This is a genomic window from Arthrobacter caoxuetaonis, assembly GCF_023921125.1.
In the GTDB taxonomy this organism is placed as follows: Bacteria; Actinomycetota; Actinomycetes; order Actinomycetales; family Micrococcaceae; genus Arthrobacter_B; species Arthrobacter_B caoxuetaonis.
The window spans coordinates 3,208,918-3,224,331 of sequence record NZ_CP099466.1 but is presented as its reverse complement, the minus strand read 5'-3'; the positions used below and the strand labels follow the sequence as shown (position 1 = coordinate 3,224,331).

General features: G+C 64.0%; 15 protein-coding genes and 1 other RNA gene. 3 read left to right on the top strand and 13 right to left on the bottom strand.

Annotation, left to right across the window (positions count from 1 at the left end; genetic code table 11):
* Positions 1-169: 169 nt before the first annotated feature.
* The 10 genes from NF551_RS14905 to NF551_RS14860 form a co-directional block, all read right to left on the bottom strand.
* Positions 170-628 (bottom strand): DoxX family protein, encoded by a 459-nt coding sequence (locus NF551_RS14905; protein ID WP_227895863.1) that lies wholly within the window; start codon positions 626-628, stop codon positions 170-172.
* Positions 629-684: 56 nt separating this feature from the next.
* Complete coding sequence (locus NF551_RS14900) at positions 685-1,515, bottom strand: aldo/keto reductase (protein WP_227895862.1); 831 nt, start codon at positions 1,513-1,515, stop codon at positions 685-687.
* Between the two features lie 89 nt (positions 1,516-1,604).
* Positions 1,605-3,038, bottom strand: a complete 1,434-nt coding sequence (locus tag NF551_RS14895) for a hypothetical protein (RefSeq protein WP_227895861.1) — start codon at positions 3,036-3,038, stop codon at positions 1,605-1,607.
* 64 nt (positions 3,039-3,102) lie between these two features.
* Positions 3,103-4,062, bottom strand: coding sequence for a PaaX family transcriptional regulator (locus tag NF551_RS14890; protein WP_227895860.1), 960 nt, complete (start codon positions 4,060-4,062; stop codon positions 3,103-3,105).
* A 12-nt stretch (positions 4,063-4,074) separates the two neighbouring features.
* Positions 4,075-5,370 (bottom strand): cytochrome P450, encoded by a 1,296-nt coding sequence (locus NF551_RS14885; RefSeq protein WP_227895859.1) that lies wholly within the window; start codon positions 5,368-5,370, stop codon positions 4,075-4,077.
* Position 5,371: 1 nt separating this feature from the next.
* Positions 5,372-6,988, bottom strand: a complete 1,617-nt coding sequence (gene phnE / locus NF551_RS14880) for a phosphonate ABC transporter, permease protein PhnE (RefSeq protein ID WP_227895858.1) — start codon at positions 6,986-6,988, stop codon at positions 5,372-5,374.
* Positions 6,989-7,065: 77 nt separating this feature from the next.
* Positions 7,066-7,884, bottom strand: a complete 819-nt coding sequence (gene phnC, locus NF551_RS14875; protein ID WP_252604964.1) for a phosphonate ABC transporter ATP-binding protein — start codon at positions 7,882-7,884, stop codon at positions 7,066-7,068.
* 12 nt (positions 7,885-7,896) lie between these two features.
* The gene (locus NF551_RS14870; protein WP_227895856.1) at positions 7,897-8,898 is read right to left on the bottom strand and encodes a phosphate/phosphite/phosphonate ABC transporter substrate-binding protein; all 1,002 of its coding nucleotides are present in this window, start codon (positions 8,896-8,898) and stop codon (positions 7,897-7,899) included.
* Between the two features lie 213 nt (positions 8,899-9,111).
* A complete protein-coding gene (locus NF551_RS14865; RefSeq protein WP_227895855.1) occupies positions 9,112-10,830 on the bottom strand; it encodes an alpha-glucosidase in 1,719 nt (572 codons plus the stop codon).
* Positions 10,831-10,887: 57 nt separating this feature from the next.
* Complete coding sequence (locus NF551_RS14860; protein WP_227895854.1) at positions 10,888-11,463, bottom strand: GNAT family N-acetyltransferase; 576 nt, start codon at positions 11,461-11,463, stop codon at positions 10,888-10,890.
* Between the two features lie 156 nt (positions 11,464-11,619).
* Here NF551_RS14860 and NF551_RS14855 point away from each other — a divergent pair, with 156 nt between their 5' ends.
* On the top strand, positions 11,620-12,081 hold the full coding sequence (locus tag NF551_RS14855) for a TetR family transcriptional regulator (protein ID WP_227895853.1): 462 nt from the start codon (positions 11,620-11,622) through the stop codon (positions 12,079-12,081).
* A gap of 6 nt (positions 12,082-12,087) precedes the next feature.
* Here NF551_RS14855 and NF551_RS14850 read toward each other — a convergent pair whose 3' ends face one another.
* Both NF551_RS14850 and NF551_RS14845 read right to left on the bottom strand, forming a co-directional pair.
* Positions 12,088-12,651, bottom strand: coding sequence for a YczE/YyaS/YitT family protein (locus NF551_RS14850; RefSeq protein WP_227895852.1), 564 nt, complete (start codon positions 12,649-12,651; stop codon positions 12,088-12,090).
* A gap of 80 nt (positions 12,652-12,731) precedes the next feature.
* The gene (locus NF551_RS14845) at positions 12,732-13,373 is read right to left on the bottom strand and encodes a nucleoside/nucleotide kinase family protein (RefSeq protein ID WP_227895851.1); all 642 of its coding nucleotides are present in this window, start codon (positions 13,371-13,373) and stop codon (positions 12,732-12,734) included.
* 71 nt (positions 13,374-13,444) lie between these two features.
* On the opposite strand from NF551_RS14845, the gene ssrA reads away from it, so the two are divergent.
* Together ssrA and NF551_RS14835 are read left to right on the top strand one after the other, a co-directional pair.
* Positions 13,445-13,814, top strand: a transfer-messenger RNA (tmRNA) gene (gene ssrA, locus NF551_RS14840).
* Between the two features lie 176 nt (positions 13,815-13,990).
* Positions 13,991-14,827 (top strand): glucose 1-dehydrogenase, encoded by an 837-nt coding sequence (locus tag NF551_RS14835; RefSeq protein ID WP_227895850.1) that lies wholly within the window; start codon positions 13,991-13,993, stop codon positions 14,825-14,827.
* Between the two features lie 2 nt (positions 14,828-14,829).
* Here the strand turns inward: NF551_RS14835 and NF551_RS14830 are convergent, their stop codons facing one another.
* Positions 14,830-15,303, bottom strand: a complete 474-nt coding sequence (locus NF551_RS14830; protein ID WP_227895849.1) for a GtrA family protein — start codon at positions 15,301-15,303, stop codon at positions 14,830-14,832.
* Positions 15,304-15,414: the final 111 nt, after the last annotated feature.

Sequence of the window (15,414 nt, the reverse complement as noted above, 5' to 3'; positions counted from 1 at the left end):
GGCGGCGTGCAAGGGCGCGCCAACCCCCACTCCCACTTAAAAGGCTAGGGAACCCGGGGGTCGCTTTGCATAACCCCCATCACATACCGCGCAGGCAAAGCCGTGGTGTTGCGCACATGATGCTGTGGCGGGCATCAAGTTCGACCACTGGGGCCGCGCACGCGCCCGGCTACTTCCGGCGGAATGCAGTGCGCAGGGCCTGCCACGCGCCGGTGGACCACAGAGCCCAGATAACCAGCAGCGGCTGGAAAAAGAGCCGGACGAGCCGCTTCTGGTCGGTGTCCAGCCCGAATCCGTCCGTCTGCGTCACGTACTGCGAGACGTTGCCCGGGAAGATGGCGATGAAGAACGCTGCGGCGGCCAGTCCCACTGGTACCCGGCGGCTCGGCAGCGCGGTGAGCGCAGCCCCCAGGCCGATTTCGGCGATACCGGAAAGGATCACCACCAGGTCCTTGTCCATCGGCACCCAGCCGGGAACCTGGGCCTGGAACTCCTCCCGCGCGAAAGTGAGATGGCTGGTGCCGGCGAAGGCCAGGAAGAGCCCCAGGACGACGGCGGCGGCCCGGCGCGGGCGGCCGGTCTTTGGGGCGCGGCTGGTCAGGGCACGGAGCAGGGGGCTGCGGGACATGCCCCGACGCTAACAGCCTGCCCGCCGCCGGCAAAGCCTCGCCGCCGCAGGGCCGCTCAGTGGCCGAAGCTGTCTGAGTCCAGGATCCCGTCCTCCCCGGTATCCAGTGCGGAGAGGTCCGCTATCTCGGCTTCTTCCAAGGCGAAATCGAAGACCGCCAGGTTTTCTTCCAGGTGTGCCCGGGAGGATGCCTTCGGAATGGGCACCAGGCCCTGCTGCACGTGCCAGCGGAGGACAATCTGCCCTGGTGTGCGTTCGTACTTCGCGGCGAGCGCGGTGACGGACGGGTCCTTCAGCAGGCCGCCGTCCCTTCCCAGCGGGCTCCACGATTCGGTGACAATCCCCAGCCGGCTGTTGGCCTGCCGGGACGATTGACGGATGTGGCGCGGGTCCACCTGGATCTGGTTCAGGTCGGGAAGGACCCCGGCGTCGGCGAGACGCTGGAGGTGTGCCGGCTTGAAGTTCGAAACCCCGATGCCGCGCACCATTCCCTCGGCGAGCAGGTCGGCAATACCCTGGACGGCCTCGACGAACTGATCCTGGTCCGGGTTGGGCCAATGCACCATGAGCAGGTCGACGTACTCGGTGCCAAGCCGCTGGGCCGACGCGGAAAATGCCTCGCGGACGCCCTCCCGGGAGTGCCACCGCTTGTTGAACTTTGTGGTGAAAACTACCTCGCTCCGGGCGATCCCGCTGCGCCGGATGCCCTCTCCCACACCGGCCTCGTTGCCGTAGTTTTCTGCCGTGTCGAAGAGCCTGTAACCTGCCGCAACGGCTGTCGCAACGGCGTCGGCCGTCTGTGCGTCGTCCATGGGCCAGGTGCCCATGCCCAGTGCGGGCAGTTCCAGCCCGTTGCGGAGCGGAATGGTGGGGGCGGTGCGGGGCATATGTGCTTCCTTTCACTGCGGCTTTCTTTCGTCTGAGCCTAGCCGCCCCCTGCGCCAGCACAACGAATCCGGCAGGTTCCCCCGCAGCCTTAGTTGCCTTCGGCACGTTCCGGACGCAGCATCCGGGGCGGCTGGAAGGAAGAGAAGGAACCACCCCTGCCGAGGTTGTCTTCCTTCGCGATCCGGTCAGCAAGGCGGTTGAGTGTGGCTGGATGCGCCAGGCTGGCCCAACGGCCGGAGTCCAGCCGCTGCTGCAGGGTGGTGACCATCGCCGCGATTTCAGCATCCGCAAAATTGCAGTGTCCCGGCCTGTCGACGAAAGCCTGCCGCAGGAAGGCGTTGTCCCCGTTTCGTCGCACCCGCTCGGCATATGTCCCCGCCTGGGTCACGGTTGGGGCGGTGTCTCCGGTCTCGTGGAGAGAAAGCACGGGGCCGTCAATATCCCCGAGGGGCGTGGCATTGGCCTGCATGTAGGCCACGGCAGCAGGATCCGCGCTGACCCGCTCTGCGGTATTGACAGTCTTGAGGTCGTTGGCCAGGGAAATCCCTGCCTCTGCGTAGAGGGAACGGACCATCTTTGCCTGGCCGGACTGGTCCAGCGAGCGGGCATAATCGACCCCGGTGTTCCATGAGAAGTTGCCGCCGGCACGTTCTTCCAGGGGCTGCCTCGGTGAGATCACTCCGAACATGAAGGCTGCGTAAAGCTGTTCCTGCTGTGCAGCATAGTCACGGGGCGAAGGCTCCGGGGTGCCCGCCTGGGTCCAGGAGGGAAGTTGGGCGACGGCCGCAGCCAAGGCAATTCGCGCCCTTCCCGCGGGCGTTGCCTGTGCCTCGTCCAGCACTTCACGAAAGGCAGCCTGGCGGGTTGGTTCGTCCTGAACATCTACCAACTCCAACCGGTTGTCGCCTGGCGCAAGAAGCATCTTCAGGACAAAGGCACCGTCCAGGCTTCCGTTCAGCATGGGAATCGCACCGGCAACGGAGCCACACAGAGGCAGGGCGGCGTCGAACATCTGTGGATAAGCCTCCATATTCGCGACTGAAGTCAGCCCGCCCATGGATGAACCCCAGGAAACCACGAACTCGGGCTTGCCCAGTTCGGACTCCACCGCGTCGAGGAGCGCGGGCTGATTGCCGATGAGCCCCTCAACTCCCCAGCCGCCAGCTGCGGCAGTGCTGCCGGCGAGTGCATATCCATTGGACAGCAGCCACCCTCGGACGGTGGGATTGGGGGCAGCAGAAGCTTCGGGTGCTCCGCCGTACCCGGGATTCCACATCAGGACCGTTCCGTTCCACCGTGCGGGTTCGTGCAGGACATAGCGTCCGCCGCCGGGAAGGGTACCCCGCACCTCTGAAGCCGGTTCCTCGAACGCTGCGGCAGCCCGCTTCTCCGAGACAGGAACCGCGTGAGCAGGGGCAATCGCCGCCGATGCAGCGGTGACAGCGGCAACGATAAGTGCGGCGGAAAGAACCGACGGCCGCACTTTGGAGGCAAGTTTCGATGGGCGTTTTACGGGTGGCATGGGAGTTCCTGTCCGTGGTGCGCTATGCGCCGAAAGGCGGCACGGGTGGAATTCGAAGGGGGGCTCAGTCCTTCGAGCGAAGCAGCGAGGCTGATGCCTCAAATGTGTGATGTGTGGCCAGAGCGGCCAACGACTCATCATGTGCGCGCAGGATCCTGCGGAAACCTGATTCCGCTGCCGGGCCCAGAGCGTCGTACAGGGCCGAACAAATTGCCACGGCGCGGTGCATGGGAAAGTCCCGGCCGAGTAGTTCGTGGGGGAGGCAGGGGTCCTCTCTGCGCAGGGTGCGCCAGTCGGCCATAATCGAGGTCCGAAGCTGGAGGACTGCGTCCCCCGGGCGGAGCCCTGAGCCCGGATCGGCGTTCAGGGCAACGTCTGCTCCAGTTTTCAGAGCGGCGGCAAACGGCTCCCAGCGTTCTATAAAGTCCGCGTAGCCTGTGGCCAGTGCCGGCAAACCAAACGCCGCCCGGACAGCATCCAGCCCTTCCCCGCCCGGGAGCCGGGCACCGGTGAATACCGTTAGCTGATCCGGACTCAGCAGCCCCGCCAGATGCGTCCTGAGGTTGTCCACAGACTCCAGGTGGTTGCCCGGGCGAACCCAAAGGGCATCGTAGAGATTGCCAAATCCGAGCTGCCGCAGTTGATCGCGCAGAACCCTCCGGGTTCCTTTCGCGTCCTCGGGGAGAGAATATCCAACCAAGGTCCAAGACCCGTCCCAGGCCTGGGGCAGGTGGCTCATGAACAGTGCGCGGACATGTGTGTTGACCCGGTCCCGGCTCATGGGCGACACGGCGTAGGAAGTCTGCCTTCCGGCTTTTGTCCCGACCAGGAAACCGCGCTGTGCCAGTCTTTGGACGGCCGCGCGTGCCCCGCTGGCAGTCACACCAAAGACCTGCAGCAAGTCCACGAGGGCGGCGGAGGGGATCGGCTCGCTGCGGGTATGCCAGTAGTCGCCCAGCAGTACGGCCAGCAGCTGCTGTGGGCGTGCGCCGGACTGAAAACGCGGCAGAGTGGGCGTAGGCATGGGTCGATTCTGTCATTGCCCGATGCCCGGATTGAGCACACGGGACGCACCCGCAGCCGTTCTTCCAACCAGGTGCAGCGGGACGGCGCGGGGTCCGTATTCAAGCCAGTTCATCATTGCGACATCGCCGGCAAGCTCAAAACGCTCGGTGCGTTCCAGCAGTACTTCCAGGGCTACAAGCAGCTCCAATCTGCCCAGCGTGGCCGCCGGGCACTTGTGGGCGCCCCTGCCAAAAGCCAAATGGGAGTTGTTTGGCCGACGAAGCACAAATTTGTCCGGCTCGGGGAATACCGTCTCATCCCTGTTGCCGGAAGGGAACAAAAGGGCCACGGGTTCTGCCTCCCGGATCGTGCGTCCGTGTACCACCGTGTCCCGTTTCGCCGTCCGGGCAAAAACCCGGTAGGGGGCGTGAAGCCGGAGGAATTCCTCGATCGCGGCCGGCAGATCTGCTGGATTCTGCCGCAGGTGCTGCTGCAGGTCCTGGTCCTGCGCCAGATGCACCAGGCAGCTGCCGAGCACTGCCTGTGGAGCACCCATGCCCGCCACGATCATCTGCCGGATCGTGGCGATCGCGGTCTTCTCAGTGATGTGGTTGTCCGGGTTGAGTGCTGCCTCGTGAAGACTGGTAACGAGGTCCTGTGCTGAGTCAGCACCGGCGGCCAGCCGTTCCCGGTAAACGGCTTCGGCAATCCGGTACAGCTCCGCACTGCATTCGCCGATGACGGCCTCGTCCATGTCCTGAATGGCAAAGGAATAACGCACCCCAATATCCCTGATGTGCCGAGTCAACGAGGCAGGGACACCAAGGAAGGACGCGAAACAGTCCATGACGAAAGGTGCTGCGAAATCGCGGACACCGTCGGCGCCGCTGTCTTTTGCCAACAGCCCCTGCACCAGTTCGGTGGCACTGGCCCGGAAAACGGCCTCATGTGAGCGTACGATCGAGCGGCGCAGTACCGGATCGATGGCTTCGCGGTAGGCCGTGTGCTCCGGCGGATCGAAGTGCAGCGGAGGTCGGCGGGAGGAACGCGGAACGTGGGGCACGACGTTCTGCACCGAGGTGATGAACAGGTCATCATCCTGCGTGATGCGAACAATGTCTTCGTAGGTTGTAGCGGACCAAAAACCTCCGAAATCTTCACTCCAGGGAAACGGATTAGTCTGCCGGAGTTCTGCATAGTCTCGGTGGGCGCTCCCGAAGCTCTCATCCAACGCGGGCGACCACTCAGAAGGCCGCGTTCCGTCCGGCGCACCGGTGCGTGTGGAACGCTCACCGGAGGCAGCGAAACCATAGGGGCACTGACCCATTTCAGATAACCTTTCTGCGGGCCCAACGGGCCACGGATTCCAATGCGACCACCACGACGACGAGTCCAATGAGGATCCCGGCGGTCTGCTGGTAGTGGAGGGTTGCCACGGATTCGTCCAGCAGGAAACCCACCCCGCCTGCTCCAACAATGCCGAGCACGGCTGACTCACGCAGGGCGAGGTCAGACGTGAAGAGGCTGTTGCCAATGAAGCTCGGCACAAACTGGGGCCACACCCCGCTGACGAAAACCTGGAGCCGGTTTGCCCCGGTGGCTTCCAGCGCGCTGATGGGCGCCGGGTCTACGTTTTGCAGTGAGTCGGTGAAGAACTTGGATGCCAGGGCCGTGCACGAGATCGTCAGGGCGAGGAATCCTGCGAAGGGTCCGAGGCCCAGGGCTGCGACGAATATCAGCGCGTAGATAATGTCGGGGATGCCTCGCATAAAGACAACAAGGCCGCGCAGGACAAAAGCCAGCGGCGCGAAGCGAACCAGATGCCGGGTGGACAAAACGGCTATGACCAGACCAATAACCACCCCGAAGAAAGTGGCCGTGAACGCCATGATGACGCTCTCGAAAATGCCTAGAAGGATGTCACGGGTGACCATGGGCGGGACGAATCCGGACAACAGGGCCGTGGCGTTGTTCCACGCTTGTCCCAGCCGGGCGGGATTTAGTGACAACTGGCTCAAAGAATAGAGGAACAAGCATGCGACTGCCGCTGTTCCGCCTGTGCGCAGGATCCGTGCGCGGTTCCAGCCGGGGGTAGCCGCAGCAGGTCCGGGCACGAAAAGCTGGGACTGTGTGTGTTCGTCAGCATGTTCGGCAACCGCCCGCTGTACGAGGTAGGCAACCAGCTCCAAGATGAGGAGAAGGGCAATGATCACCAGGATGATGCCCGCTGCCCTGCGGTAGTTGAGCGAGCCAATGGCCGTCTGCAGCGCAACGCCGATTCCGCCCGCCCCCACCAGGCCGAGGACGGCTGAGGCCCGGACATTGATGTCCAGCCGGTAGATCACCAGGGAGGTGACGGCCGGGAGGGCACGCGTCAGGGTGGTGGATACGAAGTTCTGCATGCGATTGGCTCCAACCGCCGCGATTGCTTCACGGGGCGCCGGGACCTGTTCCTCAAAGACATCGGACATCATTTTGCCGATCATGCCTACGGAATGAAACGCGATAGCCAGCGCGCCGGCCAATGGTCCCAGGCCAAAAATGCGCACAAAAATGATGGCGAATATGAGAGAGGGAATTGCCCTCGTGACGATGATGATTGCCTGGGCGAGCCATCTCAGTACCCGCGGGCCGGTGAAGTGCCGGGACGCCGCAGCCGCGAGGAATACGGAAGCTATTGCCGCCAAGCCTGTCCCCGCCACTGCGATCCACAGGGTCTCTAGCGTCAACGTGAGCAGGTCCGGCAGCGGGCCGGTGGTCGGGGGGACCATCCTTTCCAGCAGCCGGGCAATATCGCCGAGTCCCGCTGCCACGGCGGCGGGACGGATATCAATCCACCAGATTCCGAAAAGGGTAACCGCCAGATAGGCCAACGGGATGCCGAGAGTCGCGGCAGAAACCCGCGGCCGGCCGGAAAGCAGGAGCGGAGCCTTCACCTTTGGCATATTCCCGCGGCCACTGGCACTTTCACTGTTGCCGGCCGCAGGGTGGACGGCGGGATCTGTGCGTTCCGCCGACGGGCTCATGAACCGGCGCCCTTCGCCTTTTCGTATATTCCCCGGAGTGAGGCTTCCGACGTCTCCCTCGTGGGAGTATCCAGGATCAGTGACCCGTCTCGGACTGCGACCACCCGGTCAGATACCTGGAGAGCCAGGTCCACCTGGTGCAGGGAACAGACGACAGTAAACCCGTCCTCAGCGCTTACTTTCTTCAAGGTGTTCAGGACAGAGAGAGAAGCACCGGGATCCAACGACGCCACTGGTTCATCGGCCAGGACGATTCGGGCATCCTGCATAAGCGTCCGAGCGATCGCAACCCGCTGCTGCTGGCCACCCGAAAGGGTGTCGCACCGCTGGAAACGATGATCCGCCAACCCAACCCTTTCCAGGTTCGAAACAGCCTTCTCCCTCAGTGCTGCTGGATATGTGGAGATGCCGTACCTGGGCATCCTCAATGATCCGAGGGCACCCATCAGCACGTTCTCCATTGCACTGAGGCGCCCTACCAGGCCAAATTGCTGGAAAACAAACCCCACCTGTGTCCGCAGCTTCTGCAGATTCTTGCGCCCGCACGTTCCAGGATTCACGCCGAGAACATTCACGGTTCCTTCGGTCGGTCTATGGCTTCCATTAATCAAGCGCAGCAGCGTTGATTTGCCGGCACCGGAGGGCCCCACGAGGGCCACGAACTGTCCAGGCTTCACGTCCAGGTTTATGCCCTTGAGCACTGTTTTGGCTCCAAAGCTCATTCCAAGGTCCTGCAGGAGCAGGCTGGATGCCGTGGGCGAACCGTTTGTCACAGCTGGCTGTCCTGAGTCTTGGGTTGGATGGGCGGTGCTCATGTTCTTCGCCTCTTACTCGTTGCGGCAGACTTCAGCCTGCGTGGTGTCGCAGATCTCGCGGATTGTTGCGAAGTCATCATCGGTGGCTGGTTCGAAAGCGAAGGCTCCTGTGCCGCCCCACTCGCAGGCCATTTTCCCGGCATAGTCATCGCCCCAGGAGGGATGGGCCTCGCGCTGGTCCTCCGGGCAAAGGCCTGCCTCGGCGGCCGTTACGGCGTTGTACTTCAGTACGGCATCCGTGATCTTTTTCTGGAGTTCCTCCGGCAGCCAGTTGCCAATGACCATCGGGGTTGCGGGAATGTCAGGGGATGTCCAAAGCGTCTCTACATCGCCGTCCTTGATGACCCCGCGTGCCGGGAGGATGTCCGTGATGAAGGTGCCCGCTACGAAGGCTACCTCGCAGTCCCCGGCGAGCATCTGGGTCACGGCGACATCATGTGATCCCGCGAAAATCGGGTTGATGTCCGTCTTTGGGTCCAGCCCGATGCCGATCAAACCGGCTGCTGCCGCCAAATATCCCGTGCTGGAGGCAGGGTCCGTGAAGCAGACGTCCTTGCCCTGGACATCCTCGAGGGTTTTGATGCCGGAGCCTGCGGCTACGACGCCAAGGGACTGCACCGCGCCTGATCCTGCCTCGGGGGTCCGCTGGTCCATCGCCACGGGGGTTATATCTGCGACATCCTGAGCGAGGTAATAGGAAAACGCTCCGTAGGTGGCCACGTCCACCCGCTGAGCCGCCTGGGCCTCGATGACGCCGGCGTTGCTGCTCACAGCCTCGATGCTGGTGGGAAGCCCGGTTTCCTTCTCAATTGCGGCCACGATGGGCTTGAAACTGTTCTCCAGCTCTTTGCTGTCATCCGTCGGCACAACGGCGAATACGAGGGACTGCGGGCCGTCGCCGGCTGAGTCAGCCGAGCTGTTGCCTTCAGACCTGGCATTGGGGCTGGCGCCGCAGGCAGTGAGCATGATGCCGGCGGCGGCCAGTGCGGCCATGGCCTTGATGTTCTTGTTCATAGTCAGCTCTGACTCCTCTAGTCGCGTCTTGACTGGCGATGACGAACGACAATGTCCGGCACCGGTAACTGGGCAACACTTAATACTGCGGACGCCATAAAATGTGTGGCCTATTATCGTGCGATAAAACCCGGATGATCAGGTGGCGCACGTCACATTCGACCAATAATTGTTGATATTGTCAATGGTTCATCGGGTGGGTTCTGAGGGCTTCTAGCCAACCCAGCTCTCGGTCGAGGAAGCGTCCAGCACGCGGGCTTCCCACGGGCGGAGCACCTCCGGGTCCCCGGCGTCGGCGTAATTTCCCAGGATCAGCGGGCCGGAGGAGGCCATTCCAAGGGGCAGTTCCAGATCCGCGTCGGAGACATTGGCGACGACGAGCCATTCCGTTTCATCCAGCCGGCGGCGGAAGGCAAACAGGTGCGGGTGTTCAGGGGCTTCCATATGGAAGTCGCCCAGGGCCACCACGTCCTGGGTGTGGCGGAGCTGGATAAGGCTGCGGTAGTAGCCGAACACCGACTTCCCGGCTGCCCGGTCCGATTCGGCGTTGACGTCCACGTAGTTTGGATTGACCTGTATCCAGGGCTCACCGTCGCTGAAGCCCGCGTTGGGTCCGGCGGTCCACTGCATGGGGGTGCGGGGGTTGTCCCTGCTCATTGCCCGCAGCGCCTCCAGCGCATCCTCGGAACTCATTCCCCCGGCCGTGGCCTCAGCGTAGAAGTTGAGCGATTCGACGTCGCGGTACTGGTCGATCGAGGTGAACCCGGCGTTGGTCATGCCGATTTCCTCGCCCTGGTACACGTAGGGCGTGCCGCGCTGCAGATGCAGCAGGGTGGCCCACAAGGTGGCAGATTCGTAGCGGTAGGCGCCGTCGTTGCCAAAGCGCGAGACGTGCCGGGGCTGGTCATGGTTGCTGAGGTACAGGCTGTTCCAGCCCCTGTCGGCCAGCCCGCGCTGCCACCGGTTCCAGGACGTCTTCAGGTCCGGCAGGCTCAGCGGACGGTAGTTCCACTTGCGTCCCGGGTCCTGGTCCAGGCTTACATGTTCAAACTGGAACACCATGTCCAGCTCCGCCCGGTACGGATCCGTGTACAGCAGCGCCTGGTCCACAGTGGCTCCCGGGGTTTCACCCACGGTGAGGAAATCGCCGTCACGCCCGCCGAAAACCTCGCGGCGCATTTCCTGGAGGAATTCGTGGATGCGGGGGCCATTCGTGAAATAGGGCGATCCGTCGCCCCAGATGCTGCCCCGTTCCATCAGGCCGTCCGGCAGGGCGAGGTCCTTTGAGATGAAGTTGATGACGTCCATCCGGAAGCCGTCCACCCCGCGGTCCAGCCACCAGCGCATCGTCTCGTACACCTCGTGCCGCACCTTCGGGTTCTCCCAGTTCAGGTCCGGCTGGTGCGGGGTGAACAGGTGCAGGTAGTACTGCTGGGTCGCGGGTTCGAAGGTCCAGGCCGATCCGCCGAAGTGCGCTCCCCAGTTGTTCGGTTCGGCCCCGGGTTCCCCCGGCTCGAAACCCGGGCGCGCATCCCGCCACCAGAAGTAGTCCCGGAGCGGGTTCTCGCGGGAGGACCGCGCTTCCTTGAACGCAGGGTGTTCGCTTGAGGTGTGGTTGACGACCAGGTCCATCACCAGCTTCATGCCGCGGACGTGCAGCTGCCCCAGCAGTTCGTCGAAGTCCTCTTCGGTGCCAAAGAGGCGGTCGATCCGCCGGTAGTTGGAGATGTCATAGCCGTTGTCCCGCTGCGGTGATTCATGGACGGGGGAGAGCCAGATGACGTCCACGCCGAGATCCTGCAGATAGTCCACATGCGCCAGGATGCCCCTGAGGTCACCAATGCCGTCCCCGGTTCCATCCGCGAAGCTGCGTGGATAGATCTGGTAGACGACGGCGCTGGTCCACCACGCGGGCTGGTGCGGATTGCTCATGGCTGGCTTCCTCTCACAGGCGGTGCGGGAAGTCTACGCCGCGGCGCCGGGGTGATGTCAGGGCGTGAGGTCCAGTCGCATGAGCACCCGCGGGAATCCGTTGAGGACCGAATCGGTCGTCGCTGCCATGGTGAAGCCAGCCGCTTCGAAGAGGGACCGGGTGCCCACGTAGGCCATGGTCAGATCAACCTTCGCTCCCCGGTTGTCCACCGGGTAGGCCTCTACTGCCGGAGCGCCGTGGCTCCTGGCGAACTCCACCGCACCGTTGACCAGCGCGTGGGAGATGCCCTTTCCACGGTGCCCGGGACGGACCCGAACACACCACAGGGACCATACAGGCGTTTCGTCCAGGTGCGGGATCTTCCGGGTCGCCGCGAAAGAGGTGTCCGCGCGGGGGTGGATTCCCGCCCACCCGGCCGGAACGCCGTCGTCGTAGGCAAGGACACCGGGAGGCGGATCCTCCTGGACCAGCCCGCGGACTCGTTCGCCTCTGGCGGTGCGCTGGAGGTCCCGGTTTTCCTTCGGCAGGAGCCGGTAGCTCAGGCACCAGCATGCATTGGCGTCGGGATTCTTCGGACCAAGGACGGCGGCGGTGTCCTCAAAGACGGTCGCAGGACGGATGTCGATGGGCATGGGCAAACGATACCGGCTTTCGGGGTTGTGACTGCGGGCTGTTCAGCCGGGCTGGGCAAAGCTGAAAAGTCCCGCGAAACGGGCTAGACTGGCCGGTCACCCTGCCGGAGTCAGTGCCGGGAGGCAGAGGCACCAAAGCAAAGAAAAGAGAGTGCAATGTTCGCCGCTGGAGCGTCCATTACCGAGATTGAGCAGGACGTCGAGGAAATGATCGTTGGTCTGGTTCACCGGCTGGGAGACCTGGCCGATGCGGACCCGGACCCGGTGGGCGCCCAGGAACGGGCCTACATCCAGGCTTTTTCCGACGTCCGGGCCAACAGCTCGATGGACCAGGCCGCCCTGCTGGAAACGGCGGTCAGCCGTCCGAACCTTGCCGAGTCCCTGCTGTACCTGAACCGGCGGCTGGATGAAGCGAACCTGGGCCCGCGGGATCCGGCCGGAATCATCGGCGTCGTCATCCGCCTGGCGATGGACGGACTGTGGGTCAGCGACATCCTGGACTCCAGCCGGTTCACCAAGGCCGAGCGGGAACGGATCACCACGCTGCTCACCGCCCTGTCACGGCTGAGCGATGAACGGATGGCGGAACTGCTTCCGGAGTGCGCCGCCGCCCGCTAGCGGAAGTCAGGGGGCGGAAGCTGTCCGGACCGGAATATGGAAGAACGGCATGGTTCGGTTGACCATGGGGCCGATCAGCAGTGCGAAAGCCACGGTGCCCAGGCCGACAGTGCCGCCCAGCGCCCACCCGGCAGCCAGCACGCTCACTTCAATGCCGGTGCGCACGGCCCCGTCACGGGGTCCCGGCCCCATGCGGGCACCGATATACAGTCCGGTAGCTACGGCCAGCAGCACCAGGCCCGCGGTAAACAGCAGGATTTGGCCCCATATCCCGGAGGGTTCGCTTACGACCGCCAGGCCCACCTCGGCGCTGGGACCGACGAGCAGCACGTTGAGCACGGTGCCGGGCCCGGGTTTCTGGCGCAGCGGAATCCACAACAGCAGTACGGCCAGCCCGATGAGGTTGGTGACCAGCCCGAAAGCGATGCCGGTCTGCAGGCTGGTGCCCTGCCCCAGGACATCCCACGGGGAGACTCCCAGTCCGGCACGGATCATCATGCCGATCGAGAAACCGTAGCAAAAGAGACCGGCAAGCAGCTGGGCCGCACGGCGGAAGAATATCCAGGACATGCTCCCACCCAAACCCTCCCGGTCCGGGTTTCCAAATCCGCTGCCCGGCGGAACCGGTCCCGGGTAATACCGGCGTAACGCTAGGGAACCAGCCGCACGACGGCGTCGGCCTTCGACGCGTACGCGGCCACGAGTTCCGCATTGGCCTGGTCGCTGCCGGCCGCCCAGGCAGCAGCGTCCGCCGGAGATTTTCCGTACGCCGCATGCCGGTCCGTCAGCCGCCGGATCCGTTCGGCCTCCTCCAGTTCCACGTACCAGACGGTGTCGAGCTGGGATCGTGCCTGCGGCCACGCTCGGGTGGGCAGCAGGAGGTAGTTGCCCTCCGTGATGAGAAGCGGAACATCGCAGCGCACCGGCACTGCGGACCCGACCGGTTCTTCCAGGTCACGGCGAAACTCCGGGGCGTAGATGATGGGCTCGCCCGGTCCCTGCAGCCGCAGCCGGCGCAGCAGCGCCGCATAGCCGCCGTCGTCGAACGTTTCCGGCGCCCCCTTGCGTTCCCGGTACCCCAGCATGTCCAGCACCCGGTTCGCCAAGTGGAAACCGTCCATGGCAACGACGACGGCGGTATCCGGTCCCAGCGCCGCCGACAGTGCTTCCGCGAGGGTGGATTTTCCGGCCCCGGGAGGGCCTGCGATGCCCAGGATGCGCCGTTCTCCGCCGGTGGCCAACCGGCTGGCAACGGCAGCGAGGCCGTCGAGGCTGCGTTCAAGAATCTGCATGGGCACCATCTTTGCGCAGGGGCTGGAATGTTCCGGGGTGCCGGTGGGTTAATGGGGGTGTAACTGAATACGGGGATGATCGGTATCGACGATGTTTGTCGCGCGAGGAGAAGCGGGCCGAGGACGCAGGGTTATCTCGCTAACGCCCCCTGTAAACCAATAAGTGCCAAACCTATGCGCACTGACTTCGCTCTCGCCGCCTAGGCCAGAGTGAGTCCGTCAGCTTCGGAAACGCTTCCGTTCCGGATGCTGGCGTCGTTAAGGAAGCCACTGCCGGACACTGCTGCCGTTCAGGTGTCCGGGACTTTTTGAACGGCTGGGCCCGGATCAGCCACGCGCCTGCGCGATGGCCGGGGCCGAGAAAATCCGCAGCAGGCTGCGCCCGGAGAAGTCCTGGCTCGTCGGCGTCGGACGGGGGTTCGATTCCCCCCATCTCCACTTGGCTGTGCCCCGTCTCGAAAGGCCGGGGCACAGTCTTTTTAAGCCCTCCGTGGCCGCGTGCCGGTTCTGCCGCCAAGGCCCAAAACCGTGACTTCCTTCGCGAGGGGTAGTTGGATGGGCAGTCACGGCTGTCGACCAGGAGCTCCAGGCACCTGCAGCCGCACCAAGGAGGCATTATGGGACGGGTCAGCGGCAAGACGGTTCTGGTCAGCGGAGGATCGCGCGGGATTGGAGGCGCGGTGGTCCGCCGCCTCGCCGGCGAAGGCGCCCGGGTGGTCATTGGAGACGTGCTTGACGACGAGGGCCGGGCTCTGGCTGACTCCCTGGGGGATGCTGCCGTATTCGTGCATCTGGACGTCACCAGCCCACAGGACTGGGCAGCGGCTGTCCGTGAGGCCGAGGAGCGGTTTGGCGGAGTGGATGTCCTGGTCAACAACGCCGGGATCGCGAACTTCGGCAGCATTGAGGACTACACCCTGGAGCAGTGGAACACCATCATCGCGGTCAACCTGACCGGGGTGTTCCTGGGCATCAAGGCGGTGGTGGAACCGATGAAGCGTTCGGCCGGTGCTTCCATCATCAACATTTCCTCCACAGCGGGACTTCAGGGCTACAAGGATCTTCCCGGTTACACCGCCACCAAGTACGGCGTGCGCGGCCTTACCAAGTCTGTTGCGATTGACCTTGGTCCCTATGGCATCCGGGTCAACTCGGTCCATCCGGGTGCGGTGCGGACGCCCATGACCGAGGGACTGGAAGGAGGACAGGAACATGTGGCGCTGCACCGCAGGGGTGAGCCGGAGGAGATTGCCGGCCTGGTCCTGTTCCTCGCCAGCGATGAGTCCAGTTTCTCCACCGGTGCCGAGTTCGTGGCCGACGGCGGAGAGACGGCAGGGCTGGCACGGTATGAGGTGGCGGTGCTGAGCTCAGAACCGGCCCAGGCGCCGTCCGCGCCAGCAGTGCCGCCCGAGCCCGGCCAGGCACCCGCGGCGCCTGAACCGCCGGCTATGTGAGGCTAGCGGGACAGTTCCGCGTTCTCCGGCGCGGGACTGTCCGCCTTGCCCTTGGGCTCGGTAAACACGATGTACCGGTAGGCGAAGTAACGGAAAACGTTGCCGAGGAGGACACCGACGACGTTGCCGGAAATATTGTCGGCGAACTGGCTGGTGAAGCCGAGCAGATAGTGGGAGACGAAAAGGCAGCCGGTGGCGATACCAAGGCCCACGAGGTTCGTCAGCGCAAACAGGATGGTTTCTGAACGCACGCTCCGGCCCCGCGTCCGGCGGAACGTGAGGTAGCGGCTGCCCAGCCACGAGATAGTGGTGGCGACCACCACGGAGACAATTTTGGCGGAAATGGGATTGTCATCGAGGACCGTGGCCACGAGCAGGTTGAAGAGTCCGATGTCCACGAGGAAGGCAATGGTGCCCACAAGGGAGAAGGAGCCAAGCCTTCGGAATACCCTCCGGGCTGTAGAAATGCCGTCCATTCAGCTACCAGTTCTCTCCAGCGAACGCCGCAAGCGGGTCCCTACCTCACGATTCAGTCCGTGGCAGGACTCGGGACCGCTGCCAAGGGGCCCTTTGTTGATGTTTTCACA

Coding starts and splice junctions, on each gene's coding strand:
- NF551_RS14900 (WP_227895862.1), bottom strand. CDS start 1,515: ATGCCCCGCACCGCCCCCACCATTCCGCTCCGCAACGGGCTGGAACTG.
- phnC (WP_252604964.1), bottom strand. CDS start 7,884: ATGAGCACCGCCCATCCAACCCAAGACTCAGGACAGCCAGCTGTGACA.
- NF551_RS14830 (WP_227895849.1), bottom strand. CDS start 15,303: ATGGACGGCATTTCTACAGCCCGGAGGGTATTCCGAAGGCTTGGCTCC.
- NF551_RS14845 (WP_227895851.1), bottom strand. CDS start 13,373: ATGCAGATTCTTGAACGCAGCCTCGACGGCCTCGCTGCCGTTGCCAGC.
- NF551_RS14905 (WP_227895863.1), bottom strand. CDS start 628: ATGTCCCGCAGCCCCCTGCTCCGTGCCCTGACCAGCCGCGCCCCAAAG.
- NF551_RS14870 (WP_227895856.1), bottom strand. CDS start 8,898: ATGAACAAGAACATCAAGGCCATGGCCGCACTGGCCGCCGCCGGCATC.
- NF551_RS14860 (WP_227895854.1), bottom strand. CDS start 11,463: ATGCCCATCGACATCCGTCCTGCGACCGTCTTTGAGGACACCGCCGCC.
- NF551_RS14835 (WP_227895850.1), top strand. CDS start 13,991: ATGGGACGGGTCAGCGGCAAGACGGTTCTGGTCAGCGGAGGATCGCGC.
- NF551_RS14885 (WP_227895859.1), bottom strand. CDS start 5,370: ATGGGTCAGTGCCCCTATGGTTTCGCTGCCTCCGGTGAGCGTTCCACA.
- NF551_RS14890 (WP_227895860.1), bottom strand. CDS start 4,062: ATGCCTACGCCCACTCTGCCGCGTTTTCAGTCCGGCGCACGCCCACAG.
- phnE (WP_227895858.1), bottom strand. CDS start 6,988: ATGCCAAAGGTGAAGGCTCCGCTCCTGCTTTCCGGCCGGCCGCGGGTT.
- NF551_RS14855 (WP_227895853.1), top strand. CDS start 11,620: ATGTTCGCCGCTGGAGCGTCCATTACCGAGATTGAGCAGGACGTCGAG.
- NF551_RS14895 (WP_227895861.1), bottom strand. CDS start 3,038: ATGCCACCCGTAAAACGCCCATCGAAACTTGCCTCCAAAGTGCGGCCG.
- NF551_RS14850 (WP_227895852.1), bottom strand. CDS start 12,651: ATGTCCTGGATATTCTTCCGCCGTGCGGCCCAGCTGCTTGCCGGTCTC.
- NF551_RS14865 (WP_227895855.1), bottom strand. CDS start 10,830: ATGAGCAATCCGCACCAGCCCGCGTGGTGGACCAGCGCCGTCGTCTAC.